The sequence below is a fragment of the Acidaminococcus sp. genome (assembly GCA_022482815.1).
In the GTDB taxonomy this organism is placed as follows: domain Bacteria; phylum Bacillota; class Negativicutes; order Acidaminococcales; family Acidaminococcaceae; genus Acidaminococcus.
Genome location: JAKVOM010000001.1, coordinates 703,878 through 729,661, shown reverse-complemented (window position 1 = coordinate 729,661; position 25,784 = coordinate 703,878). Strand labels below are relative to the sequence as shown.

Below are 25,784 nucleotides of genomic sequence, written 5' to 3'. Positions count from 1 at the left end.
TGCCCTTTTCTGCGCGGCTCCTCACTCAAATACCTTTATGACACTGTCCCACTGTTCATTGACAGCTTCAGCCATCAGTTTCTTTCCGGAGGTATCCAGATGAATTCCATCAAGGGCCAGCTCCGTCGGCAGCTCTTGATATTCATTGATTTTACCGCCGAGATCAATATGGACTTGCTGACGAATCCATGCATTGACCGCGGCAAAACGCTTCATCCAGTCCCACGTTGTCGGTTCCCCAAAAGCCCGCTTAATATTGGCAGGGTTGATCGGAGGAAGGGTCATAAATACAGGATGAATACCGTTTGCCTCGCATTTGTCCTTGATTGTCTGCAAATCGGCGATGACATCGTTCGGATCAGTCCCGGCACGCAGGCTGTTCGTTCCCGTCATAATGATAAGGTACTTAGGATGAAATGGCAGGACATCGCGGTCGAACCGTTCCGCGGTAGCCGCGCTTGTGTCCCCGCTCTCCGCCAAATTGATGGAATTAAATTTCAGAAAGTGCTGAAAGCTGTATTCCCAGTCAGACGGAGAATAAGAAAGACTGCCGCCGCCGTGATAAATACTGTCTCCCAGCGTACCTACTTCCCAGTTATCATAAGGGTTTGTGACCATCTGCTGCGGATCGGAAAAAAGGCCTACCGGCTTTCCCTGCCCGTCCAGACCGCGGACGCGCCAGTACATCGGAGAAGTGGAAACGCGCTTATGATCATCATACCAGTCAAATCCCGTGGATTTCCCTCTTCCAATAATCTGGGATGCAGGAGCTGCTGTGTCTGCCCGCTGCGGCAGACTATTTAAGATTTCAACTTCATAAGTTCTGGCTCCATTTACAGGGATCCAGTTATATACCGGATAAAGCAGCGTGGTACCATTGCCCTTATTAAATTCATTCATCGGTACAGGGCGCTGCAAAACAGGAATCCGCAAATCCACGTAAGCCGTCTGCCAATCAGAAAAAGGAGTCAGAGGCTGCCGCTCCAGATTCAGGGCCCGCACACGCCATTTAAACTGATTTCCAGTAAAAGAGGATGGCAGCACTGCATTATATCCATTGATGAAAATTTCATCGTCCGTCAGGAAAATTCTTTGGTTTTGTGCCAACTGGACTTCATAAACCACGGCACCCTGCACTTTTTCCCAGCGCAGCACCGGTTTCCGCGAAGCCGGTTTTTCTTTTGTAAAGCGAGAAAGCACAACCGGCGGCTGAGCAGCCGGCGTGGTGATTTGATTGGATACATTCATGGGCTGCGTTCCGGAAGCACTAATTACGGACGGATCCGTAAGAGATGTAGGCACCCTGTACGCCTTTGCCTCCGCCACCGCGCTTTTTTTCGCACTGCAGAAAGGACCAAATTCGGGCAGAAAGCCTAATCCGGATATCATAAACAAAGATAAACCTACCGAAAACAAGGTGTGAATTCGCTGCATAAATTAATTCTCCTTATTCCTGCCGTCAAAGCAGAAAAGTTTTGAATAAACTTGCACTATTATTAATTACCAAATGAGGCAATCACCCGGTCCCACTGCTCATTTACAGCCTCAGCCATCAATTTTTTCCCGTCCGTATCCAAGTGCAGTCCGTCAGTCGCAAGTTCTGTCGGCAATTCTTTATTTTCGTCAATTTTACCGGCTAAATCAATATGAACTTGCTGACGAATCCAGGCGTTAACCTTCGCAAACCGTTCCTGCCAATCTTCTGCGGTCGGTTCCTTAAAAGCTTTTTGGATATTAGCAGGATTGATAGGAGGCAGGGTCATAAAAATCGGATGAATTCCATTCTCCTCAGCCTTATTTTTAATGGTTTCCAGATCATTGATCACGTCGTCCGGGTCGACACCGGCACGCAGACTGTTGGAACCCGTCATAATGATAAGGTAGCGCGGGTGAAACGGTACGACATCCGCCTCAAAACGATTAGCCGTATCTTCACTTGTATCCCCGCTTTGAGCAAGATTGATGGAATCAAATTTTAAGAAATACTGAAAGCTGTATTCCCAGTCGTTGGGACTATAGGTAAGGCTGCCGCCGCCATGGTAGATACTGTCTCCCAGCGTGGCAACTTCCCAATTATCATCCGGATTGGTCACCATTTTTTGCGGAACGGAAAAGAATCCAACCGGGCGTCCCTGCGCATCAAGGCCGCGGACGCGCCAGTACATCGGAGAAGTGGAAACGCGTTTATCATTATCGTACCACTCTCCCGATTCCGTAGTACCACGCCCCATCAGCTGTGAAATAGGAGCCCTCACATCACTGCGGGCCGGAAGACTATTTAAGATTTCAATCTCATAAGAAACCGCACCTTTGACCGGTATCCAGTCATAGACCGGATACAAAAGAGTAGTTCCTTTTTCCTGATTATAGACATTCAGGGGCACGGGCCGCTGAAAGACAGGAATCTTGGAATCTACGTAGGCCGTTTCCCAGGCTGAATAAGGCGAAATCGCTGTACGGTCCAAATTGAGGGCTCGTACGCGCCACCGGAAGGAAGGGGCATCATACCCTTCCGGAAGAGAAGCATTATAGCCATTGATATAAATATAGGCGTTATCCTCAAAGATCTCTTCCCCACGGGCCATCTGGACTTCATAAACTACGGCACCCTTGACTTTTTCCCAGCGCAGCACCGGTTTCAGAGACGCCGGGCTCTCCTTGGTGAAATGGCTCAAAATAACCGGCGGCTCGCCTGCCGGCGTCGTCAGCTGATTGGAAATAGAAAGGCTCTGCGTTCCGGATGCCTGGATTATCTGAGCCGTTGGCTGGCTGGAAGTCTTCGGCAGTACGCGGATGGCCGCCAAGGCATTTTTACCTTTATCAAGCTGCGGTACGACCGTATTTCTGATTACTTTCTGACCTTTCCTGGCAGCCTGTACCTGCAGACAGACAGGTACCTTAAAATAAGAAAGAATTTCATGCAGGCAAGGCATATAACGATATACACCGATTACAAAAAGCAGCGAAATAACCAGCGTAGAGATCGTAAATTGACGGCGATTCACAGCAATCACCCTCCTCATCTATTCCTTGTTGGCTGTATTATACGAGATTAGGGATGAAATAGCTAATGCTTACTTTAAATCGTAGACTATACACAGGAAGTATATTGATAATCAGTACCGCAAGCTCTCAAAAACCAAGCCTGCGTTTCATGACTCGCATTTGTTTATTTCCCTACATCTGCAAAAAGGGCTGCCGCAGCAAGCGACAGCCCCTTGAAAGGCAGATCTGCATTATACAATCACTGTTTTGCCATCATTTCCTTGGCCTTCATCAAACGAACCGTGCTGGCACGTTCGTTTTCTGCCAGTTTCATCGTGATGTATTTGATATTCTTCTGCATTTCAGGAATCATAACATATTCGAGAGCATTGACACGCCGTCTCGTCTTTTCGATTTCGTCCGCCAGCATATTGCAGGTCTTTTCCACTTCGGCAAGTTCCAGCAGTTCCGGCAGGGACGTGGTAAGATCCATAACGGCTGTATCAAGTTCCGGAGAAGTAAACGTGAAAGCATACGGCACGTTCGTCGTGTCGTCGGCAGTCGCGCCCGTGTAGGTCAAAGTCGGCACATCCACGCTCATGACGTTTTTCTCACCGACTTCAAACTGCGCACTGCGGGCCGGATACATCAAGGCTTCACTCATATAAAGGGAACCCATTTCCGCCTTGGCATGGACAAAGTGCTGAGACACATTCTTCAGTGACTTTTCCATTTTGATGCGCAGTTCATGGTTGCGGCGAATGTAAATCATAAACTGCCGCACCATTTCATCGCGTTTATCTTTTAACAGTTTATGTCCCCGGATAGCGGTTGCGAGCCGGCGTTTCAGCCGCGTCAGCTCCATTCGGGTCGGGTTCACAGTCGTAGCCATGGGTTATTCCCCCTCGCTGCCTTCTGCCGGTTTGTAGTACTTATCCAGGTATTCGTCACGAATTCTCTTCAGCTCGGAACGCGGCAGGATACCGAGAAGTTTCCAGCCGATATCCAGCGTTTCTTCAATGGAGCGGTTCGTTTCGTAGCCCTGGGATACATATTCCTTTTCGAAGGCATCGGCAAACTTGGCGTAGAGTTTATCTACCTTACTCAAGGCCGAGTCGCCCAGGATGGTAGCCAGTTCCTTAGCCGATTTCCCGCGGGAATAAGCGGCAAACAGCTGGTTCATCGTATCTGCATGGTCCTCTCTCGTCTTGCCCTTGCCGACGCCCTTATCCTTCAGACGGGACAGGGACGGCAGTACATCAATCGGAGGTTTCAGGCCCTTGCGGTAAAGTTCACGGGACAGGATGATCTGTCCTTCCGTAATATATCCGGTAAGGTCAGGAATCGGGTGCGTCTTATCATCTTCCGGCATGGACAGGATAGGAATCATCGTGATAGACCCCTTCTTGCCGCGGATACGGCCGGCACGTTCGTACATCGTGGCAAGGTCCGTATACAGGTAACCTGGATAACCACGGCGTCCCGGAACTTCTTTACGAGCTGCGGAGACTTCACGCAGTGCATCGGCGTAGTTCGTAATATCCGTAATGATAACAAGAACGTGCATGTCCATCTCAAAAGCCAGATATTCAGCAGCCGTAATAGCCATACGCGGCGTAGAAATACGTTCTACAGCCGGGTCGTTAGCCAGGTTGATAAACATGACGGCACGGCTCAGGGAGCCGGTACGGTTAAAGTCTTCCATGAAGAAGTTTGCTTCTTCGAAAGTAATACCTACTGCGGCAAAGACAACGGCGAATTTTTCATCCGTGCCGAGTACCTTAGCCTGACGGGCAATCTGAGCAGCCAGCTGGGCGTGCGGCAGGCCGGAACCGGAGAACACAGGCAGCTTCTGCCCGCGGACCAGCGTATTCAGGCCATCGATAGCACTGACACCCGTCTGAATGAATTCGGACGGATAGTCACGGGCAGCCGGGTTCATAGGTACACCGTTGATATCGAGGTATTCTTTCGGAATAATCGGGGCACCGCCGTCAATCGGGCGGCCCATTCCGTCGAAGATACGGCCCAGCATGTCCGGGGACACACCAAGCTGAATCCCATGCCCCAGGAAACGTGCCTTGGAACTGCTCAGCTGCAGTCCGGAAGCACTTTCAAAGAGCTGCACCAGCGCTTTATCACCATCAACCACCAGGACACGACCGTCACGCTTTGAGCCGTCACTTTCCCTGATTTCGACCAGTTCATCATATTTGGCACCGGAAACGTGATCGACCAGCATCAGAGGGCCAACAACTTCCCGGATTGTCTTATAATCCTTACGCATTGTCGTCACCCTCTTCCGTCAGTTGAGCAAATGCTTCATCCAGATCTTTGTTCAGCTGGGCAAATTTCTCTTTCCGTTCCTTTTCCGGAATGTACTTGGCACGGCCAATCTGTTCACGAATCGGCATTTCAATCAGCTTATCGAGCGGCACGTGCTTGTCCTCCATGGACAGCGCCTTTTCATACCAGGAAATAATCAGTTTGAGCATATCATACTGTTTTTCCAGAGACGTGTACGTATCAATTTCATCGAAAGAGTTCTGATGCAGGAAGTCTTCACGGATGGAACGTGCACATTCCATCGTGATACGATCCTTGAAGCCCAGTGCATCAATACCAACCAAACGAACAATTTCGTTCAGGTTAGCTTCTTCCTGAAGGATATTCATCGTCTCGCCCACCAGTTTCGACCAGTCAGGCGCTACGTGCGCGTCATAGTATTTCCGCAGACGATCGGAATAGAGGGAGTAACTCTGCAGCCAATCAATAGCCGGGAAGTGACGGGCATAAGCCAGTTCCGAAGACAGACACCAGAAGACCTTGACGATACGCAGGGTTGCCTGGGATACCGGTTCGGAAATATCGCCGCCAGGAGGCGATACAGCACCGATAGCGGAAACAGCGCCTACGCGTTTTTCCTTACCGATGCAGTCTACTACGCCGGCTCTTTCATAGAATTCGGCCAGACGGGAAGACAGGTAAGCAGGATAGCCTTCTTCACCTGGCATTTCTTCCAGACGGGACGACATTTCACGCAGGGCCTCTGCCCAGCGGGACGTCGAGTCTGCCATGATAGCGACTTTGTAGCCCATGTCACGGAAATACTCCGCAATGGTAATGCCCGTGTAAATAGAAGCTTCACGTGCTGCTACCGGCATATCGGACGTATTAGCAATCAGTACGGTACGCTTCATCAGAGGAAGTCCCGTACGCGGGTCGTTCAATCCCGGGAATTCGTTCAGTACGTCCGTCATTTCGTTGCCGCGTTCGCCGCAGCCTACATAAATGATGATATCGGCATCGGCCCATTTTGCCAGCTGATGCTGCGTAACTGTCTTACCGGAACCGAAAGGCCCAGGAATAGCAGCCACACCGCCTTTGGCAATCGGGAACAGCGTATCGATAACACGCTGACCGGTAACCATCGGTTCATCAGGCGCTAATTTATCTTTGTAAGGTCTTGCCTTACGAACAGGCCAGGTCTGGAGCATCGGATACTCTTTGACCGTGCCGTCCTTTTCTTTCAATTTGTAGACCGGATCCAGAATGGTTGCGTCACCGCTGTAGACCCACTCTACTGTACCGCTCTTTCCGGGCGGTACCATGATTTTATGCAGTACGGCCGGTGTTTCCTGAACCGTACCGATGACATCGCCACCGCTGACCTCGTCGCCCACATTGGCAACAGGAACGAAGGTCCACTTTTTCTCGCGGTCCAGCTTCGGCACATCAATACCCGGGGTAATGCGGTCGCCGGCTTTTTTGTAGATTTCTTCCAGCGGACGCTGAATCCCGTCAAAGATACTTTCAATCAGACCAGGAGCCAGTTCGACAGACAGCGGGGAACCAGTAGATTCTACCGGTTCGCCCGGCCCGAGGCCGGCCGTTTCTTCATAGACTTCGATAGAAGCCTTATCGTCTCTTAATTCAATGACCTCGCCAATCAGTTTCTTGTCGCTGACACGAACCACGTCGTTGACCTGGACGTCTTTCATGCCTTCAGCAACGATCAACGGGCCGGATACTTTTACGATCCTTCCGCTCATCGGTTATATCCCTACCCTTCTTTGAATAGAATGTCGGCACCTACGGCTTTTTCCACATTTTCCTTCACACGCTTCATCCCAAGTCCGAGGGAACGGTTCCCTGCAGGAATCGGAATGATGGCGGGATAGGTTGCCGTAGCATATTCTTCAATTACGTCACCGGCCTCCTGGGCTGCGGTTTCCGTAATATAGATGACCACGTAGCCTTCATCGGCCAATTTGTGGAGCCGCCGTTTAATCTTGTCCGGCTCTTCTTCATAGAACACATCAAAGCCGACCGCCTTGAAGATCATGACGGAGCTGGGATCACCGACGACTGCTATTTTATTTTTCTTCATCTTACGCCTCCCAAGCCTCTCATCATCTTACGCGTACATTTCGGGCAGCTGCGGTTCGAAACCACCCTGCAGTGCCCCGAAGATCAGGCGGAGTGCTTCGGCTTCTGCTTCCCGGGCCATGAGGTACCCTACGATAGGTCCAAGGGAATGAGCCTGCCACTTGGCATTGCGGATAATATGCATCAGACCTTCCTGCATCTGCTTGGTAATTACCCCGATGTCGTTGGTCTGGGCAAATTCGTTGATGGCCTGATTCAGCTGCATGCCATGTGCACCCTGACTGAGACGTGCACCGAGCTGTTCCGGCGGTGTAGACAGACTGTCTTCAAAAACAGATTTCTCAATGGAACCACAGTCAAGCAGCACCGTCTTAAGCTGATTCAGGCTCCAATGCATGTTCTGGGCCCGGATTACGCTGAGCGTATTCTGGAAATCCGCCCAAAGGGAGAAGAAATCACGAATGAAGCCTTTCTCCTTACGAGCATCCAGTACGCGCTGCGCATGCGTAAACATAGCACCGTCCACCATCGCACTGAAAACCAGCGGATCCGCTTCGCCGCGGGTAAAACCGCTTTCAATTTTGTTCATCACATCCCGGTAAACCGGCGGCAGATCCTCATAATATTTTGTCTGAATCATATCCTTCAGTGTATCCAGAGGAAAGTTTCCTCCGTCCCGCAGGATAGCATCGGCATTCGTGCCCAAAAGGCGGGCTTTCAGCAGTGCCTTGATATTATGAGTATCGACCGGCAGGAGGAAAAGTCCCGTCAGTTCCGGATCCGGGGTCAGTTCCTTGATTCTCTTCCGCGTCAGCTGCAGCTGGTCACGGATAATCAAATCAACATCGCCCTGCGCGATTTCCTGCTCCGTTGCCACGTTTTCACCGTACCCGGTCTCCAGCAGAAGCTTCAGTGCCTCTTTGGCACTGCCAGCCTCGGCTATCCGGCGGACCTGAGCGGTACTCAGCAAATGCGTGGACAGAACCCCGATACGGCCCAGGGCAAATTCATAACTGGGCTGGGGCATATTACTTCACCTCCGCACCATACAGGATCTCTGCTACGCGATACTCCTCCTCGGTGCGAACATCTTCCAGCAGCGTGGCAAAAGAGCCATCAAAATCGCAGTCCTCACCCTGGAGGAAAACGCCGCCGTCAATAGGGGCCGCTTCCTTGGCCAGGGTCAGTTTACCTGCTTTGCCCTGGTCCTTGAGGGCCTTGTTGATCGTATCCAGGAATCCCTTTTCATAGGCGTCACGATCCTTGGCAGGAACATACAGCACTTCATGCCCTGTCACATCGGACGTAGTAATGATCTGGAGAATCAGTTTCTCCCATTGTTCCTTCGGCAAATGAGCCAGCGCATCGGCTGCCTTGTCAAACGCTTCCTTCAAAACCTCGCGGCGGCTTGCCAGCGAAGCCTTGCGGTTCTGCAGCTCAGCAACCAGCGTCAGGCGGCCTGCCGCTTCCGCTGCATCCGTCTGAGCTTTCTTGGTAATTTCTTCTACGGAAGCTTTGGCTTTTGCCAGGATGCGGGCACTTTCCGCCTCTGCCTTCTTCTGGGCCGAAGCCTTGATGGCAGCTGCGTTCTGTCTCGCTTCCTCTTCTATCTTTTCGATAATCTTATTGCCTGCCACAACGCATCCCCCTCACTTAGATCTTGATGCCGCTGACCATGATGAAGGAAATCAGAAGGCTCAATACAGCGTACGTTTCAACCATAGCGGTCATAATGATACCTTTACCGGTTTCTTCCGGGCGCTTTGCGGTCAGATAAATACCGGCAGCAGCAGCCTTGCCCTGATAAATAGCGGACAGGAAGCCGCCGATAGCCATTGGCAGGCCCGCAAAGAAGAAGGCCCACCCCTGAGGAGTGGTCAGCTCTTTGATATTACCGTCGATAACTCCGAGATTCAGCAGAATGATAAAAGCAATCAGCAGGCCGTAAATGCCCTGCGTGCCAGGCAGTGCCTGCAGCACCAGTACACGGCCGAATTTATCAGGATCTTCACTGACGACGCCGCTGCCCGCTTCACCGGCAATACCAACGCCCATAGCGCTGCCTGCACCCGCAAAACCGGCTGCCAGAGCAGCACCACCAAAAGCCAAGGCTGTACCTAAAGTAATCATAGTTTATTTCCTCCTTGTAATGAGTTATTTCACAATGTCCGTATACTTGGTCCGGAATGCCAGGGGCTGGAAAGCACGGCCGCCAGGTTCGAAGAATTTTCCGAAGAACTCAATGTACTGCAGACGACTGCTGTGCACAAAGGCACTCAGAATATTGATTAAGATGTTGAAGAAATGCCCGCCGATGAGGATAATTACTGCCCCCACCGTACCGAGAGAACCGGCCGAACTGAGCATTCTTGCAAGAGTATTAATGACCATACCGACAACGCCGGTCGAAAGACCCAGAGCAAAGATACGGGAATAACTGAGCAGGTCACTCAGATATCCGCTGATATTGTACAAGCTCAGGAGTCCGCCGATCAGACGGCCGAAAATTCCTTTGCGGTCACGCCCGCCGAACAATACAATCACGGCAGCACCGAAAATGGCCATGTACTTGCCTACAGGGCCCGGCAGCAACGCCATGAGAAGGAATCCGGCAAACATAATGAGCCAGCTGAATTCGTCAAAGAACGCGCCCGCGACGTCGCCGTCACGAATCATCATGTAAGCCTTGGTCAACATCCCGGCAACCAGATGAAGGGCACCCAGCAGGAAGCAGAGAGCCAGCATTTTCGTCGGTTCATTCATCGGCACAAAGAGCAGCGGATGCCACTCGGCACCGAACCAGCCGCCAAACAGTGCGCCCCAGAGGATTGTAGAAATACTGCCCAGGAACGCAACCATTGTAAGGTTGCCGCTGAATCCTTTTGGTTTGAATTTCTTCATGGCGATATAGAAAGCAATCGTCATGACGATACCATATCCGGCATCAGACATCATCATTCCGAAGAAGATGAAGTGGAACGGAGCCACCATCCAGTCCGGGTCGATGGTTCCGGCCGCCGGCAGGGAATACAGCTGGACTACTGATTCGTACGGTCTGACCAGTTTGTTGTTCTGCAGTACCGTCGGAGGAACTTCATCAGGGGTAGGATCCCTGAATTCCAGCTGGTAAGCATCGGTAACTCCGGAAACCACTTCTTCCAGACGTTTTTTCCGGTCCTTACGCACCCAGCCGGTCATCATGAAGGCACTATCTGTCTCCGTCCCGTTATGCGCGAGGCGGTCGCCCTCTGCGGCAAGCTGATCGTAATACAATTCCACCTGCTGCTTTCCGGAAGCTGCCGATACCGCTTCTTTGCGCCAGGCTTCCGCCTTGGCGAGGCGTTCGTCTGCTTCCGCGTTCAGTTCCTTCATGATTTCCGCGGCCTTGCCGCTGCGCTTAGGCAGGACGGCCTCGGAAAAATCGTTTTCTTTCAAAATGCGCTTTACGTCGCTGTCAGCATCCACGTGAGCAACAACCACCACAGCCTGTCCGTCAGGTCCGATTCCATAGAGCTTCATCTCGGCCAAAAGGTCCTTAATGGCATCCTGGACGACAGGAACCTCTTTATCAGGAAGGAATCCTGCATAAATACGGGTTGTTTCTGTAAGTCCCAGCTGTTCCAGGGGAATCTCCAGATCCTTCCAGGGCTCCAGACTTTCAGCCTGCGTTCTCAAGGCTGCGGCCTCACTGTCCATTGCCGCAATTCGGTTGGAAAGGGTATCCACCTTTTCTGTCACCGAGCGGCCTTCCTCACTGGTTTTCAGGAAATCACCATAGGAAACTTCCTGACGCGGTGTAATGAGAGGTTTTTTACCTCCGTTTTTCTCCATGAAGCGCAGGACGAGGCTTGCTTTTTCAAGCTGGGAGCTCACTGCCTCCGCTCCCGTTCCTCCGCTTTTCTCCCCATCGGGATCCAGCATCACGCTGCCATCCTTCTGAAGAGCCAGGAGAAGTGCATCACGGTCGGATTTCAAGGCGTAGAGCGTTAGTCTTTGCATAGGAACTAACATTCAATCACGACCTTTTCCATAATGTACTTCACCGCTTCATCGACCTTCGTGCGAGCCTTTTCTGCCGCCTCGGCATCTTTGGCCTGACTGTCGGCAATCAGGGCCTGTGCTTTTTCTTTTGCCTCTGCTTCCGCCTTGGCTACGGTTTCCTTCGCCTGTTTACGGGCGTCAGCAATCATTGCTTCTGCTTCGGCATTGGCTTTTGCCTGGGCATCACGCATTACAGCACGGGCTTCGGTCTGCGCTTCCTTTTTAGCTTCATCGGCAGCTTTTTCCGCCGCTTTGATATCTTCCAGCATGGACATGGTCTCACCACCTTCGCGACAAATAATTCAAAAAACTGGACTGGCCATTCCAGCTCATTTTCAGTGTACAAAAATGGCTCAGAGTAACAGTTTATTCTATTATACAATATTTTCGGAGAAAAATATGAAAATTTTATGTATCTTTACGAAAACTTCGTATACTTTCGTCCAATTTGTAGTTTCAAAAATTTACCTTATTGACCAGTGACAAGCAGACGGGGAATCATAATGAGTACAATCATAGGGACAAACTGCCGCAGTAAAATCTTGAAAGGGACGGCAGACGGCATATTGGGTTCAAGAAGCTGTTTTAAACGAACTGCGGGCGGCGAAAAAAGGATTGTAAAATAATGAACGTTCACTATTTCACAATCCCTTTTAAATTTACAATCCTATTTTCTTGGCCCAGAACGGATAAGCGCAAAGCACAATCGTAATGAACAGTACTACATAATCAAACAGACCCAGTTTCATTGGGCGGCGATTCTTGTAGGTATTCGGGCCAAATCCCTTAAGTTCCATCGAAAGCGCCAGCGTGTCAGACTTAGCTACAGCCCTCATCACGAGCGGCTTCACTACGGCAAGGTACGCAAAGAGCCGTTTCAGTGCATTGCCCCGGTTGGAATAACCGCGGCAGGACTGGGCATCCAGCGTAACAGCGCTGTCAGACAAGAAGTCTGGCACAAAACGCAGAGCCGTAGTCAGCATAAAGGCGTATTCATAGGGCATATGGAACTTTTCGACGAGAGCCTGGGCAATATCCTGAATTTTTGTCGAGGCGAGAAGGCAGAGAAAGGCCGTCGTCATGACGAACATCCGGAGACCGCCCGTAAGAGCTACATAAAGCTTGGAACCAAAAAGCAGCTGCAGCACCACCATCATAGCTGTAAACACAGTCAGGGTCCCGATAGCAGCCATAGTCATACGATCACGTTTGATGTACAGCAGGATTACAAGTTCCAGGGCGAGGATCGTCGCCACAGCCGGAATCGGAAGCAGAAATACCCAGGCGGTCACGGCAAGCACCAGAATCAGACGGGTAAAGGCAGTTAATTTCATCTTACTTCACCCCTTCCTTTGGTACAAGACGGCTGCAGAGTTCCTCCGGTGTACGGACACCCTTCACTTTAAGCAGTGCACAGATCTTTGACAGCGCGGGCTGTTTCAAGCCCCATTCCTCCACAGGACGCTTTCCGTCAAAAAGTTCCTGCGTGGACCCGTCATACACGAGGTCCCCGTCTTTGAGCACCAGACTATGTGTGGTGTAAGTTCTCGCAATATCCATGTCATGGGTGATCAGAATCAGCGTCATATGGCGTTCTTCCTGCAGCTTTCCCAGATAAGCCATCATATGCTGCTTTTCCTGTTCATCCTGGCCGTTCGTAATTTCGTCCAGAATCAGTGTCTTAGGCTGCAGGGCCAGAGCGGTAGCAACGCCAAGACGGCGTTTTTGTCCAAACGACAGGGAACGCGGGTACCGGTCAAGGAAAGGCGTGAGCCCCATGACGTCGACCGCATCCCGAACCTGGCGATCGATCGCCGATTTGGGGAGTTTTTTATTTTTAAGGCCATAGGCCACTTCTTCATACACCGTATCCCCTAAAATCTGCAAATCCGGGTTCTGGAATACATAGCCGATTTTATCCGCCAGATCGGCCGGTTCAAAATTGATGATATCATTGCCGTCGACCAGTACCTGCCCGCTCCGGGGATGGTTCAGCGCCATAAAAAGACGGCTCAGCGTCGTCTTGCCGCTGCCGTTATGCCCCAAAAGGGCCACAGCTTCCCCGTCGGCAATGGTGCACGTGATATCCTTCAACACCGGGATACCGCGGCGGTAAGCAAAGTTGACTGCTTTTGCTTCAATCATGCCTGGGCACCCCCTTTAAATTTATTCTGAAGTTCGGCCATGGCTTCCTCTTCACCGCGCCACTCGCCCAGCTTCACATGATACTTCTTTTCAAGGCCCAGCTTGACCTGCCATAACTCCGGCAGATTGCTGTAGAGCGTCGGATGCTCAAAGGCCTCACGGGCCGCTTCCTCATAAGGCCCGGACACTGCTATTTTGCCGTCTTCCAGGGGTACCAGATGGGTCATATACGGAAGCAGATAATTAAGGTCATGTTCTACTACAATGACCGTCATCTCAAACTGCTGATGAAGGCGGTAAACCAATTCGTAGAGAGAACGGGCCCCGTCCGGATCCATAGCGGATACCGGTTCATCCAGAATCAGGACTTCCGGACGCGTTGCCAGTACGGAGGCCAGAAGAAGACGCTGCCGCTGCCCGCCGGAAAGTTCATCCAGCTGGTAATTCTCACGGCCCGGCAGTCCCACTTCGTTTAACGCCTCACTGACGCGGGCATCCACTTCATCGGGGCTGAAGCCATGGTTCAGCAGGCCGAAACTGATTTCTTCCCCTGCTGTCAGAGAAACCATCTGGCTTTCATAGTCATCCAGCATGATGCCGACACGCATAGCCACATCGGAAATTTTCTTTCCTTTGATATCTTCGCCCAATACTTCGACCTTACCTGCATAACGGCCGCCATAATAGTATGGCACGATTCCCGTCATCACCCGGCAGAGCGTTGTCTTGCCTGCGCCGCTGGGTCCGGCGATCGCGGTAAAACTGCCCTTTTCGATAGTAAGGTTAATATCTTTCAGCATAAGGTCACTTTTCGGGTAGGCGTAGTAAAACCCGGTGACTTGAATTGCTGTCTCACTCATCCTGGCTGCCTCCCGTCGTGTAGAATACTTTCTCAACCGGCTTGTAAAGCACCTGCGTAATCACTGCGTTCAGCACCGCGACTACCGTAACGACAGGCAGCATAACCTTGAGCCAGGTGGAGAAGGGCAGTCCCAGAACCACGCAGAGAATATTGGTAAATACGGAACCGCTGACGAGCGTTGCAAAAAAACCGATAATAATCGGCAGCAGTTTGAACTTGCCCAAATGAACCGCTACAAAAGCCTTCACAATCAGGCAGGCCGTCAATGAGCCGGCAAGCTCACTGGCAATATTGCCCATCGGGAAAGCGGACTTGGACGAAGGTATAATAGTCAGACCAGCCACAAAACCAGTGCCAAGAGCGCGCAAGATTCCCGGATGCGTCAGATTCGTCGTAATCGAATACATGGCAATTGTCCAGTTTGGTGTAACACCGCCCACGTTCGGGCTGATGGTATGCAGAATAACACCGATAGCGAGCAGCAGAGCCGTAATGGCCACCCACCGGTGACTGTCCCGTGCGGATTCCACCGTAATCAATTCGGGCATCTCTTTTTCCATCCCATAGACTTCCTTTCTTATCGTAAGTTCTACATAAATTTTTATAGTATTCTATTAGTGTAAAATTTATCAAATTCGCTGTCAATGCAAATTTACAGATTAATTTTACCACAAATATGACCGTTACATTTGTTACGAGAGATGCTGCAATGAAGTCAATCACCTGTTTTCTGCTGCTGGCATGCGGCAGTCGAACAAGGTTTCAAGCCCGGTGCCAAAAGAAAAGCGTTGAATCCATTTTGCCCTGTTTCAACTTTCTCGTTTTCGTGGTATAGTGAATCTTATGCACAAAAGGAGTCATTATGAAATCATTAGAGACAGAGCAAAAAGGGTATCTTCAGGTCTTCATTGGTGCTGCCGTCTGGGGCTCCATCGGCTTCTTCGTGATGGCCATGGCGCAGGAAGGAGCCTCGGCGACCCTCACGAGCTTTCTCCGCAGTCTCTTTGCCGCGGGGATTATGTTTGTGATGACCGCAGTACGCTGTGGTATCCAAAGCTTACGTATAGATAAAAAGACATTGGCAGTCTGTGCCCTGTTGGGGCTTATCTGCCAGGGCATCTATAATATTTTCTATTGCCAGGCCATCGTGAAAGCCGGCGTTACTTCAAGCGCTGTCCTGCTGAACGTAGCTCCGGTATTTGCTGCCATCGAGGCGCATGTGCTGTTTCACGAAGAAATCGGCCGGCACAAGATTCTGCCGCTTGTACTCGACGTTGTCGGCTGCATTCTTGCTGTTACCGGCGGGTCCTTTGATCCGCAGACACTTTCGGCAGCCGGGATTCTCTACGGAATCGGAGCCGGGTTCTGCTATTCCCTGACTTCCGTTATCGGAAAAATTGCAGGCAGCCGGACAAATGCATTTGTCATGAGTACCTACAGTTACTTGTTTGCGGCTCTTTTCCTGCTGTTTTTTGTACGCCCTGACGAATGGCTCCCGGCAGGTAAACCGATCCTGCTCACAATCGGATTTTTCTATGCCTTGATTCCCACCTGTCTTGCCTATTTATGGTATTATTTAGGCGTCCAGAAAATTCAGGAAAATAGTATTGTTCCCGTCATCGCTTCCGTAGAAACTGTCGTAGCCGCCCTTTTGGGTGTCATCGTCTACGGGGAGTGGCCCGGTATGATCAATCTGGCCGGCATCATCCTGGTGCTGCTGTCGATTGTCCTGCTGTCACTTCGCAAAGCCTAGGAACTGTCATAGGAGGTTTACGTGGACACAAAAATAAAGCAGCAATGCAAACGCTATCTCACAATCACCCTTGGCACGTGCCTTTCCGGAATTGCCATGAATGCCTTCTTCATGCCCTATGAACTCCTCAGCGGCGGCATTACAGGGCTTGGTATGATTCTCTACTACTTATTCGGCTGGCCCGTCAGCGTGACCAATATTGTCATCAACATTCCGCTGTTTTTCATGGCTTATAAACTCATGAGCCGCAGTTACTTCATCAGCGGCATTTACGGCACGCTCAGCCTTTCCTTCTTCCTGCATATCTTTTCCTTCCTCAGCACGGCCAAAGTCGTCCAGAATCCGATGCTCGCCTGCATCGCAGCAGGTACACTGCACGGCATGGGGCTTGGAATCCTGTACCGGGTCGGAGGCAGTACGGGCGGAACGGATATCATCGGAGCGATTGTACAGAAATTTTATTCCATTGAAATCGGTACGACCGGCTTTGCCATCAATGTGATCCTGCTCTGTTCGGAAGCTTTTCTCTTTGGCATTGAACCTGCCCTGTATACACTAATAGCCTATTTCTTCGTAGCCAAAGTCAGCAATGCCTTTGCCGATGGCTTTAACTATAAGAAAAACGTCTTCATCATCAGCGAAAAAAATGAACAAATCGCCGAAGCCATCATGAAGACCATCGACCGCGGCGTTACCTACATCAACGCAGAAGGCGCCTATACCCATCATAAACGTCAGATTCTTTTCTGCGTCGTGAAGCTGACGCAGGTCGCACGCGTCAAAAAAATTGTCCGTGACTACGATCCATTCGCCTTTATGACCATCCAGGATGCCAACGAAGTCTTCGGCCGCGGTTTTACCCAGAAGACGGACCATAACGTCAAACGTCCTCCGGAACTGCGCATGAACTGGGAGAGTGTGGAAGAAGCGGAAGCGATGACCGATGGGACTAAACAGTAAACCATAGATTATGATTGCGAACCGCTGCAGATATAATAGAAGGAGGCTTATAACTTATGGATCTGCACCAGCTTCAGTACGTCATTACCGTAGCTGAATGTAAAAGCGTAACAAAAGCAGCCCGCAAGCTATATATTGCCCAACCATCCCTGAGTTATGCCATTTCCCAGATAGAAAAAGAAGTCGGCCTGAAACTTTTTGAAAGATCACACCAGCCGATTACCCTTACGGAAGCGGGGCGCCTCTACGTCAACACAGCTCGTTCTATTTTGCGGGAAAATACAGAATTATACAACCGCCTTGCCGATTTAAAAAACAGCGGGTCAGGCCGGATTCATATGGGAATACCGGCAGAAAGAGGAGGCTATATGCTCCCTTATATCCTTCCTGAGTTTCGCCGTAAATATCCGGACTCAGAAATCATAATGAAGGAAGCCGGCACTGACGATTTGATTGAAATGCTGAAGACCGACAAAGTTTCCTTTATCGTGTGCCCATGGAACAGTGATGCCCCCATTAAAATCGCCAAAGAAAAGCTCTATGATGAGCCGGTTCAGCTCATTGCTGCCGAAAATGCTTTTATGGACGCAATGTATCTGAACAAAAATAAACGTATCTTGGATTTGAAAAAAATTGCTGCTTTACCTTATATAGGAATCAAAAAGCGGCATTCCATCACAAAAGAAGTAACCTATGTTTTCGAAAAAGCGCAAATCATTCCTCACACGATTTTGGAAGTAGAAAGCAGCATTGCTGCTGCCCAGCTGGCGGCCGGAGGCCTGGGGTATACAATCGTACCGGGCCGCTGCGTTAAAATCTTGGGGCCGGAATATCAGAAGTACTGTTATAAATATGCTGAAAATCCCTTAAAACTAGAAATTTCTATCTTATACAAAGAAGAAACATATCTTAATAAGGCTGAATTATACTTAATTCAGCTATTAAGAAATGAATTCAAAGATACGTCCTTAGAGAACATATAACCAGCAGAAATAAAGGGCTGCCGCGTTTTTGCGGCAGCCCTTTATTTTAAAAGTCATCTATCAGGTCGAGACTCCTGTCCCTCAATTTCTAACGTAAACAAAGCCATCCATAATGCGGCGCGCCGTACGCTGCCCGGCGACCCCATTCACCTTTACCGTTCCGTTACTTTCTTCCATATCCACATACTGCGTCATGACACCGCTTGGATGGCCAATGCGGACACCCTCAGCAAGTGCATCAGCGGTATGCAGCGTCTTATCGATGATGGATTCTTTCAGCTTGGACATTACTGCCACTGAATTAGCAGCTGTAAGCGGACATGCTTTATGGCATTTAAAAACGGAAATCACGCGGACACATACATCCATCGAAGCTGCCTCTATCGTATCGCCGCCAATCCCTTTATACGTCTTCGGGCCGGTAAAAACGCCTACTTTAGGTACCGCTGGAGAATTCGCTTTGGCATCCTCCAAATTTCTGGCAAAACCCATCATGACAGCAGCGGTACCGCGAATTTTTTCAAGCAATGTGGCAGCTCTTTTATTGGCATCAACCTCAGCAGGCAGCTCCGTTCCCATGAGCCCTACATCTTCTGCCCGAACCAAAATCAAAGGATTCGAAACATCTACGAGGGTGGCCTCAATGCGTTTACCATCAATATCCAGGCCCTCCAGTACGCGGCCGGTCGGCAGCAGTTTCCCGGTTTTGGAACCGGCAGGGTCCAGGAAATTAACCCTTAGTTCTGCGGCGTTACCATCGATACCGGCAATATGACAATCTCCGTTCTGGGCAAAGGTATGCGTTTCTGGATCGATAGGAACCGTAACATTGATTTTTTTATCTGTATTTTTGTTCAGCATACGAACCATCGTAACCGGCTCTACAATCGGAACCATACCTTCTTCAACAGCATAAGCCGGCACCGCGGCCGTCATGTTGCCGCAGTTTGATTTATAATCCACCTGGCTCTTCCCAACGATAACCTGTCCGACAAGATATTCAATATCTACATCTGGTTCCTGGCTCTTCCAAATCACAACGATTTTATTGTTGGAAGAGACTGTCCCTCCCATACCATCCATTTGCTTCGGATCAGGATTTCCCATTACCTGCAGAAAAATAGAATCCCATTCCTTAGGATCTGTCGGTAAGTCTTCCCGATGAAACAAACAGCCTTTACTTGTACCGCCGCGCATATAAACCGTTCTGAATTTTCTCATGGTTATAACCTCTTTTTACCGCTTATAAGAATTGGAAAATAAAACTACCGACCAAAAGTACAATGGCTCCGCCGATACGAGAAGAAATTTGAGCATAGCTCATGAGTTCCATACGTTTTGCAGCCCCCAATACGGCAAGGTCACCGGCACCGCCCATATTAGCCATGCAAAGACCGGCAGTAATAGCCGATTCAATAGGATAGAAACCGACCAGATACCCGAATACACCTGACCCAATAATACATCCTACGACGATCAGCAGCGCCATCGTCAAGTTGGCAGGACTCATTACACTAATCATTTGCTTGAAGTTGATTAAAGTAATCCCGCAGCCAGCCATCTGAATCCACACCAGTTTATTGCCGCAAAAAACCTGCAGCTTTTGACAAGCCAGTTTGTTTCGTTCCGGTATCAGATTCAAAATGTTAGCCAGCGCTGCAAAAATAATCAAATAGGCAAAATTAGGAATTGCAACTCCAAATACTGAAGGAAGAATCTTTTTAGCCATCAGTTGAGCCAGCACAAAGAATCCTCCGACAAGGAATATGGCCGAGCCAATATCGTCCATAGTCAGATTAATTTTTGCCCGTTCGGCACTCTCTTCCGTTTCTATCTTTGAAGAATCAGCTTTGACCAGTTTGCCGTGTCCTGTTAATTTGGGAAAAACGCGGCCAAGGTTATCCAGAACGACGGCAAAAGCGATAGCCAGAATATTCCCGATTGCCAGAATAGCAATAGCAAAGCTCAAATAAGAAGAAGAGTCTTTACCGGTAACATCCTGATATACCTGAGCCATGGGGATTGCGCCCGCTCCGGCACCTCCGCCCATAATAGGCAGTACATAGGCAGTAATCGTTTCCGCAGGAGAAATTCCGAAAATATACCCTCCAAGGACTCCAAAAAGGGCAGCTACACCTAATGAAGCAAGGAGTGCCGGCAGATACAGCAAGCCGGATTTGATTAACAATTTGCGGTCCAGCCCTAAAAGACTGCCTACAACCAGCATGGAGATAAACACGTTCAAAAAGCTATAGGTACTCATCCATCCCTTGGAAATGGCTATGATATTTTTCGGCATAATATTAAAGTAAGTCAAAAGTCCGCAGCCAAGGAACGCAAGAATAGCACCGCCGCCGCAGTATTTATTCCATATAGGAAGTCGTTCTCCCAGTTCCCCAAAAATAATGCCGAGAGTAAACATCACAGCAATCCCACCAATCATCTGGTTGGGAATAATGCCCAAGCAGCCGGAAACTATGACAATGATGGCAAAAAAAGCAAAGAGTTTCCAGTCCATTCCGTAAATAGTCAGACCTTTATTTTCATCCATGATTACAATCCTTTCTCTTTAAAATCCAAAAAGTTTTGCCGGGTTATCCACCAGGATTTTTCGGAAATTCTCTTCCGTACCGGCCTGATCCATCAAGCAATCCAGCATATACGCATCATCCGGCATTGGTCTGAGTTTGGAATAACACGAAGGATGCGGCCAATCAGTTCCCCAAAGAATTTGATTACTATTCATCTTTGTAAATGCTTTTCCGATTTTCATGGTATCGCTGTAATCCGGGGTCACCGTATCAATATACAAACCGGACAATTTTACATAAACCTTTCCACTTTTCAGCCAGTCGCAGATAAGAGAAAAAGCCGAGTGCCGCATGCCCATATTGCTTGGCAGATGGCCCCGGTGATCGAGAACTACCGTGCAGGGAAGATTCTCAATCACATCCCGTGCGTCCCACAAGAGATCTGCAGGCATCCAGAAACAGGCACACCAATGAAAAGCAGCAATCTTTTCACAGATTTCCTGGATTTTGGTCCAATTGCCATCGTAACCACAATTAATGTTGAACCGGACTCCTCTGACCCCGAGGTCGTCATAATCCTTTAACTCCCGTTCCGTAATCGTGGCATCCACTACCACAATGGCCCGCGTCTTTTGCTTTCCCATTTCTTTGAGCGCTGCCAAAGTACAGCGATTATCCGTTCCATAAGCAGAAGGCTGCACAATGACATTTCGCGTAAGCCCCAGTTTCCGCTGCAGCATCCGGTAGACGTCAACCGTCGCAGGAGGCTGATTGCGGACGTCCGTCGGCTGATATGCGAAATGAACCGGATCATAAATATGATGATGACAGTCGCAGGCGTTTTGAGGAACTGTGACCTTAGGAAAATTTCTGCCGCTGCAATAAGGAACTTGATCTCTTTTTTCTTCCATTGCGTACTCCCTTCTATAAACAAAACAAGCACCGATGCATCTTTATTGATTTTTAGTTTAAATGAATATTCTAACAATTTCTAATACTTAATGTCGCATATAAATTATAGAGACATCTCTATGAGATATCTCTATTTAATCAAAATATATCAATGATTTGTTACTGTCTGAATGCAGTGAGTGACGGGAAGTTTGTAAATGTTTTGAAGCATAAAAAAGAATGCCGCATTTTTTGCGACATTCCTTTTTTTAAGATGTTAGTTTTTTGATTTTCAGCCTGCATTACGACCCGCGACACACAACCAGCAGTTCTTTAGAACTTCCAGTTCACGCCGGCACGGATGTTGTACGTCCTGTCAAAGTCGTTGCCGATGTAGCGTTCCGCATCCAGATAGAAGTATTGCTTTTCACCGATCCTGGAGCTGTAGCCCAGACCGATGACGCCCCAGGTTCCGCTCAGGTCGCCTTCATGGCGGAGACTGTCACCGAGCGCACTCACGGTCACGTCGTTGCCGTCGAAGAATTCATGCAGCAGGCTGGCCTTGAAATAGATCTTGTTATCCTGTTTCTTGTCGAGATAATCCACCAGGTCAAAGCCAAGACGGCCGATAAGGCTCCAGTCGTGGTCGCCGTCCACGTGGATATCCTGGCTGTCCACATAATCATAGCCGCCGAGATACGACAGCTGCAGCTGCGCCTGCGGTACAATGCTCCACTTTTCGTCGAGCTTATTGATCCGCCCGTATTCGGTAGAGAGACTGTACACGTTCTGGCTGTAGTCGCCGTCATATTTGAGGCCCGTATGATGATCGACAGCACCGTATTCGGTCTTCACATGATGATACTTGAAGTAGTTATCCCAGTAGCTGTGAGTGCCCTGCTTCCAGGCCGGTTTCTTTGCCATCTCTTCGGCGCTCGGATAATATTCATGCGTATCAAACAGGCTGACCGTAAAATCGCGGATTTCGAGGTCGCCGCCATAGCCTTCCCAGCTGCCCGTTTCTTTGCCATAGGACACAGAAGCACTGAAGCGGTCCTTCCGTTCGTCATTCTGGCGGGTTACGGCCGTATATCCCAGTTCATACGTATTGCCGTCCACTTCGCCGACACCATCAACGCCGAGATTGCGGTATCTCAGGCGAACCCAGCCGCCCTGGTCCGCGCCGGGCGTGAAGTACTGGCTCTGACCGGTACGATTCGTAAAGGTATCCAGATCCGTTACGTAGCGCCATACGATGTCGCGGGATTTATCCGGAGTAACAGCACCGGCATTCTCCTCTGCATCGACCGTCTTAACGAGATAAATGTTCGTAGCATCGTCACCGCCATAGAGGCTGGCGACTGTTTCCTGTGACGGCTTATTACCGCCGTTGTAATTTTCATCCGCATCAGGATCTTCAGAAATCGTACGGTTATCGATGGTCAGCGTATCATTATAAAGACCGTCTGTCAGATAATACGATGTCCCTTCCTTGAATCCGCCCCCGGAATTTTTCACCGTGGCAAAGCGCACGGCGTCGCCGTCATCCATCTGGCTGTTTAGTTCACTCAGGTTCTTTACGACGAGTGTCTGGGTATCGGACGTGCCGTTTACCACGTAAATCATGTCACTCTGTGAATGATCATCATAGTTGAGGTCCAAAGCCCAGGTGTGAGAGCCGGTGACAGTATCGACTTGAAGCGCATCGCCGCCGTCATGATAGTAGACTGTCCCTCCATTTCCGGAAAGATCCGTAATAGCGCTGGAATCGGTCATGGTCCAGATGGAAGTGTCATTGAGCTCCAAGTTGACTGTGCCAATCTTGTCTTCCGTTATATCTCCATCCTGGTATGCCATAAGTCCCGTATCGGCCGTACCGCTCCAAGTGGAACCGTTAGAGAGCGTAATGTCGACGGTACCGGTTGCCGGAGTATCCGTATTAATTTCATTGCCATAATAGATTTCATCAGGTATAACAAGACCGATGTCACTGGTATCTATTGATGCTGGAAGGTCACTATCGGATCCATAGGCATAGGCATTCCCTGTAATCGCGATAGAACCCATTTCCCCTTCTGCCGGAGCCACTGTGATGCTACCTGCTTTATAAGCTCTCATATCGCCATTGACAGTGCTGTCGGCGCCATATCCTATATCAATAGTAGAAAGATACTGCCGCGTCTCCTCCGGCAATGAACCCAAACCGTGCTGAATATAAGTATAACCATGAGCCGCAAGCAAATCACCGACAATATCCGCACTACCGCCAGACACCGTCGTCTTGCTGCCTGTCAGTGCCACAATAGCTGCATCGCTGCCGGATACTTTATTTTCTCTTGTGGCCTTCAGAGTCACCGTGGCATCGTTTTCCGCCTTGATTCCTATCTTCCCGGAAACTTCATTATTTACCCCATCCAGCAGCACCGTCGAGCCTGGAGAATTCCCCTCTCTGAAAACAAGATAATAATTATACTGTTTATTATTGTAATCATAGTCGCTATTTCTAGAGTATCTTCCCGTACTATTAAGAGTCCGAGTCACATGGATTCCAATATTCGTTCCTTCGACTAAATTCGTACCGCCGTTAGAAGTTATCGAGATAGAAGAAGGGTCAATATAATGTGTCCAGTACCCATGGCTAGAGGCCCCTCCACTTGAAAAATTGCAATATGTTATCTGACTTTTCGCATAGAGCCCAACATTACTGCCGCTGATAGTGTTGTTTCTTTGTCCTGTGACTGACACGCTGCTTCTATCTTCTGACTGAATTCCTATAGGCCCGGAAATAGTATTATCTTGTCCAGCTATAATTGAGACATTAGCTCCATCATCAGCCCGCACGCCGGCGCCATTCGTCCCTGTTATTTTATTATTAATCCCTTCAAGAGTCACAGAAGGAGCCGGCTTGACGGCATTTCCTAAATGGTATTCCGTATGCGTTTCGCCATTATATATTACTTCTTCACTTTCAAAAAGCCCCGTAATCATCTGTACATGGGAAGAATCTATCTCGCCGTCGAAAGAACGATCAGACAAAATCCCATAGATGGAACCGGACACCGTGTTGGTTCCCTCTTCTGAAGTCACGGTCACCGTTGCGGCAACATCTTCATCAACATCTTTCTGGTTTTGCGTCAATGCCCAAATACCCATATCCCCGCCGGTAATGGTATTTCCCTCTTGTCCACTCAAATTGACTGTACCACCGTTTGCTGCAAAGATAGCGGCCGTTTCAGCCGTATCTGTAGCATAATCGGCCCAAACATTGTCACTGCCAAGAGAAATTCCTGTGCCGCCAGCCGTGCGCTGCGCATTGCCTTCAAGTTTAACCGTATTGGTCGTCCCGGCGGAAATATTGGCCGTCGCATTCTCGCCATTAGCGACGATAGCCATATCATAATTACCAATGAATGTATTGGATGTACCGGCATCCACCTCTATGAGACTATACCCCACGCCGCGGTCCGTGGAATTAAAGGTATTGTTTGGGTTAGACACATGAAGTGCATGGCCTTCGCTGTCAACAGTCAGGTTGTCTGATCTGTTTCCCTCTAAATAGTTAGAGCTCTGGTCCGCCTTTATAATGAGGATACCATTTGCAGCTGCAGCCGCATCGGCAGATCCCGTAATTTTGTTATTGCCCGTCACTGATTCAATGGTAACACCGGAGTTCGCATCGATAGAGTTAATGGCAGCCACACCATATCCTTGATCACCGTTCCCCTGAATTACGTTATCTCCTGTATCTGCAATCACCTTAAGGGTTCCGCCATAACCAAAATTAGACGTACTCCCCTCGACATCATAGTAACCAGCCACAACACCTGAGCCTCTCTCCGAAATAATTTCATTACCCGTTTTGCCCTCTATGGTAAGATTGACAGGATTTGTTCTCTGTGAGGAATCAGTAAACGTATGGACAGCATAAGAACCCGAAGAAGCAGTAATCGTATTCTTCCCTGTTGTAGCTACGATAGAATTATCTCCCGCATTTCCATTACTAGCAGAAAGAATAATCGGATAAGAAACATCATTTGAATTGTTAGTCAAATTCAACGGATCCGCAAAAACAGGTGGCACGTACAGACATGAAAGCCCAAGCACAGCCAGAAGTATCTTAATTTTCACTTTTTTCTCCATAAAATCCCCTTCTTTCCAATCCCATCAAGAAATGTATCTCTGTATACTAAAAATATTTTTTATTTATAAATATAATTTATTTACATCACGAAAAGTATAGCATT

General features: G+C 49.3%; 22 protein-coding genes. 3 read left to right on the top strand and 19 right to left on the bottom strand.

What is annotated here, in order from left to right:
* Window positions 1-21 precede the first annotated feature (21 nt).
* From LKE33_03190 to LKE33_03120, 15 genes are all read right to left on the bottom strand, one after another.
* Window positions 22-1,434, bottom strand: a complete 1,413-nt coding sequence (locus LKE33_03190) for a GDSL-type esterase/lipase family protein (protein ID MCH3949929.1) — start codon at window positions 1,432-1,434, stop codon at window positions 22-24.
* Window positions 1,435-1,496: 62 nt separating this feature from the next.
* The gene (locus LKE33_03185) at window positions 1,497-3,005 is read right to left on the bottom strand and encodes a GDSL-type esterase/lipase family protein (protein ID MCH3949928.1); all 1,509 of its coding nucleotides are present in this window, start codon (window positions 3,003-3,005) and stop codon (window positions 1,497-1,499) included.
* A gap of 239 nt (window positions 3,006-3,244) precedes the next feature.
* Window positions 3,245-3,877, bottom strand: coding sequence for a V-type ATP synthase subunit D (locus LKE33_03180; GenBank protein MCH3949927.1), 633 nt, complete (start codon window positions 3,875-3,877; stop codon window positions 3,245-3,247).
* Window positions 3,878-3,880: 3 nt separating this feature from the next.
* Window positions 3,881-5,272, bottom strand: coding sequence for a V-type ATP synthase subunit B (locus tag LKE33_03175; GenBank protein ID MCH3949926.1), 1,392 nt, complete (start codon window positions 5,270-5,272; stop codon window positions 3,881-3,883).
* A complete protein-coding gene (locus LKE33_03170) occupies window positions 5,265-7,037 on the bottom strand; it encodes a V-type ATP synthase subunit A (protein ID MCH3949925.1) in 1,773 nt (590 codons plus the stop codon). Before LKE33_03170 ends, LKE33_03175 begins: the two co-directional genes overlap by 8 nt.
* Window positions 7,038-7,048: 11 nt before the next feature.
* Window positions 7,049-7,375 carry a V-type ATP synthase subunit F gene (locus LKE33_03165; GenBank protein ID MCH3949924.1) on the bottom strand — a complete coding sequence of 109 codons (327 nt, stop codon included), beginning with the start codon at window positions 7,373-7,375 and terminating at the stop codon, window positions 7,049-7,051.
* A gap of 27 nt (window positions 7,376-7,402) precedes the next feature.
* On the bottom strand, window positions 7,403-8,401 hold the full coding sequence (locus LKE33_03160; GenBank protein MCH3949923.1) for a V-type ATPase subunit: 999 nt from the start codon (window positions 8,399-8,401) through the stop codon (window positions 7,403-7,405).
* A 1-nt stretch (window position 8,402) separates the two neighbouring features.
* Window positions 8,403-9,011 (bottom strand): V-type ATP synthase subunit E family protein, encoded by a 609-nt coding sequence (locus tag LKE33_03155; GenBank protein MCH3949922.1) that lies wholly within the window; start codon window positions 9,009-9,011, stop codon window positions 8,403-8,405.
* A gap of 16 nt (window positions 9,012-9,027) precedes the next feature.
* Window positions 9,028-9,504 carry a V-type ATP synthase subunit K gene (locus LKE33_03150; protein ID MCH3949921.1) on the bottom strand — a complete coding sequence of 159 codons (477 nt, stop codon included), beginning with the start codon at window positions 9,502-9,504 and terminating at the stop codon, window positions 9,028-9,030.
* Window positions 9,505-9,528: 24 nt separating this feature from the next.
* Window positions 9,529-11,385, bottom strand: a complete 1,857-nt coding sequence (locus LKE33_03145; GenBank protein MCH3949920.1) for a V-type ATP synthase subunit I — start codon at window positions 11,383-11,385, stop codon at window positions 9,529-9,531.
* Complete coding sequence (locus LKE33_03140) at window positions 11,379-11,690, bottom strand: hypothetical protein (GenBank protein ID MCH3949919.1); 312 nt, start codon at window positions 11,688-11,690, stop codon at window positions 11,379-11,381. The genes LKE33_03145 and LKE33_03140 overlap by 7 nt, the downstream gene beginning before the upstream one ends.
* Before the next feature lie 384 nt (window positions 11,691-12,074).
* Window positions 12,075-12,749: an energy-coupling factor transporter transmembrane protein EcfT gene (locus LKE33_03135; protein MCH3949918.1), complete on the bottom strand. Its 675-nt coding sequence runs from the start codon at window positions 12,747-12,749 to the stop codon at window positions 12,075-12,077.
* A 1-nt stretch (window position 12,750) separates the two neighbouring features.
* Window positions 12,751-13,560: an energy-coupling factor ABC transporter ATP-binding protein gene (locus tag LKE33_03130; protein MCH3949917.1), complete on the bottom strand. Its 810-nt coding sequence runs from the start codon at window positions 13,558-13,560 to the stop codon at window positions 12,751-12,753.
* Window positions 13,557-14,420: an energy-coupling factor ABC transporter ATP-binding protein gene (locus LKE33_03125; GenBank protein ID MCH3949916.1), complete on the bottom strand. Its 864-nt coding sequence runs from the start codon at window positions 14,418-14,420 to the stop codon at window positions 13,557-13,559. The genes LKE33_03130 and LKE33_03125 overlap by 4 nt, the downstream gene beginning before the upstream one ends.
* Entirely contained in the window at window positions 14,413-14,982 is a 570-nt protein-coding gene (locus LKE33_03120; GenBank protein MCH3949915.1) for an ABC transporter, read from the bottom strand. Before LKE33_03120 ends, LKE33_03125 begins: the two co-directional genes overlap by 8 nt.
* 302 nt (window positions 14,983-15,284) lie before the next feature.
* Here LKE33_03120 and LKE33_03115 point away from each other — a divergent pair, with 302 nt between their 5' ends.
* The 3 genes from LKE33_03115 to LKE33_03105 are packed head-to-tail and all read left to right on the top strand — an operon-like array spanning window position 15,285 to window position 18,118.
* Complete coding sequence (locus LKE33_03115; protein MCH3949914.1) at window positions 15,285-16,175, top strand: DMT family transporter; 891 nt, start codon at window positions 15,285-15,287, stop codon at window positions 16,173-16,175.
* A 21-nt stretch (window positions 16,176-16,196) separates the two neighbouring features.
* Window positions 16,197-17,135: a YitT family protein gene (locus tag LKE33_03110; GenBank protein MCH3949913.1), complete on the top strand. Its 939-nt coding sequence runs from the start codon at window positions 16,197-16,199 to the stop codon at window positions 17,133-17,135.
* Between the two features lie 56 nt (window positions 17,136-17,191).
* Complete coding sequence (locus LKE33_03105) at window positions 17,192-18,118, top strand: LysR family transcriptional regulator (protein ID MCH3949912.1); 927 nt, start codon at window positions 17,192-17,194, stop codon at window positions 18,116-18,118.
* Window positions 18,119-18,199: 81 nt separating this feature from the next.
* Here the strand turns inward: LKE33_03105 and LKE33_03100 are convergent, their stop codons facing one another.
* From LKE33_03100 to LKE33_03085, 4 genes are all read right to left on the bottom strand, one after another.
* Complete coding sequence (locus tag LKE33_03100) at window positions 18,200-19,339, bottom strand: PrpF protein (GenBank protein MCH3949911.1); 1,140 nt, start codon at window positions 19,337-19,339, stop codon at window positions 18,200-18,202.
* Between the two features lie 22 nt (window positions 19,340-19,361).
* Window positions 19,362-20,669: a 2-hydroxycarboxylate transporter family protein gene (locus LKE33_03095; protein ID MCH3949910.1), complete on the bottom strand. Its 1,308-nt coding sequence runs from the start codon at window positions 20,667-20,669 to the stop codon at window positions 19,362-19,364.
* 18 nt (window positions 20,670-20,687) lie between these two features.
* Window positions 20,688-21,560 carry an amidohydrolase family protein gene (locus LKE33_03090; protein MCH3949909.1) on the bottom strand — a complete coding sequence of 291 codons (873 nt, stop codon included), beginning with the start codon at window positions 21,558-21,560 and terminating at the stop codon, window positions 20,688-20,690.
* Between the two features lie 313 nt (window positions 21,561-21,873).
* A complete protein-coding gene (locus LKE33_03085; GenBank protein ID MCH3949908.1) occupies window positions 21,874-25,668 on the bottom strand; it encodes an autotransporter outer membrane beta-barrel domain-containing protein in 3,795 nt (1,264 codons plus the stop codon).
* Window positions 25,669-25,784: the final 116 nt, after the last annotated feature.

Bases quoted from the DNA above. Each gene is read 5' to 3' on its own strand.
- LKE33_03175 (MCH3949926.1), bottom strand. From the start codon at position 5,272: ATGCGTAAGGATTATAAGACAATCCGGGAAGTTGTTGGCCCTCTGATG.
- LKE33_03165 (MCH3949924.1), bottom strand. From the start codon at position 7,375: ATGAAGAAAAATAAAATAGCAGTCGTCGGTGATCCCAGCTCCGTCATG.
- LKE33_03145 (MCH3949920.1), bottom strand. From the start codon at position 11,385: ATGTTAGTTCCTATGCAAAGACTAACGCTCTACGCCTTGAAATCCGAC.
- LKE33_03150 (MCH3949921.1), bottom strand. From the start codon at position 9,504: ATGATTACTTTAGGTACAGCCTTGGCTTTTGGTGGTGCTGCTCTGGCA.
- LKE33_03120 (MCH3949915.1), bottom strand. From the start codon at position 14,982: ATGGAAAAAGAGATGCCCGAATTGATTACGGTGGAATCCGCACGGGAC.
- LKE33_03170 (MCH3949925.1), bottom strand. From the start codon at position 7,037: ATGAGCGGAAGGATCGTAAAAGTATCCGGCCCGTTGATCGTTGCTGAA.
- LKE33_03090 (MCH3949909.1), bottom strand. From the start codon at position 21,560: ATGGAAGAAAAAAGAGATCAAGTTCCTTATTGCAGCGGCAGAAATTTT.
- LKE33_03190 (MCH3949929.1), bottom strand. From the start codon at position 1,434: ATGCAGCGAATTCACACCTTGTTTTCGGTAGGTTTATCTTTGTTTATG.
- LKE33_03180 (MCH3949927.1), bottom strand. From the start codon at position 3,877: ATGGCTACGACTGTGAACCCGACCCGAATGGAGCTGACGCGGCTGAAA.
- LKE33_03095 (MCH3949910.1), bottom strand. From the start codon at position 20,669: ATGGATGAAAATAAAGGTCTGACTATTTACGGAATGGACTGGAAACTC.
- LKE33_03135 (MCH3949918.1), bottom strand. From the start codon at position 12,749: ATGAAATTAACTGCCTTTACCCGTCTGATTCTGGTGCTTGCCGTGACC.
- LKE33_03160 (MCH3949923.1), bottom strand. From the start codon at position 8,401: ATGCCCCAGCCCAGTTATGAATTTGCCCTGGGCCGTATCGGGGTTCTG.
- LKE33_03130 (MCH3949917.1), bottom strand. From the start codon at position 13,560: ATGATTGAAGCAAAAGCAGTCAACTTTGCTTACCGCCGCGGTATCCCG.
- LKE33_03100 (MCH3949911.1), bottom strand. From the start codon at position 19,339: ATGAGAAAATTCAGAACGGTTTATATGCGCGGCGGTACAAGTAAAGGC.
- LKE33_03125 (MCH3949916.1), bottom strand. From the start codon at position 14,420: ATGAGTGAGACAGCAATTCAAGTCACCGGGTTTTACTACGCCTACCCG.
- LKE33_03115 (MCH3949914.1), top strand. From the start codon at position 15,285: ATGAAATCATTAGAGACAGAGCAAAAAGGGTATCTTCAGGTCTTCATT.
- LKE33_03140 (MCH3949919.1), bottom strand. From the start codon at position 11,690: ATGTCCATGCTGGAAGATATCAAAGCGGCGGAAAAAGCTGCCGATGAA.
- LKE33_03105 (MCH3949912.1), top strand. From the start codon at position 17,192: ATGGATCTGCACCAGCTTCAGTACGTCATTACCGTAGCTGAATGTAAA.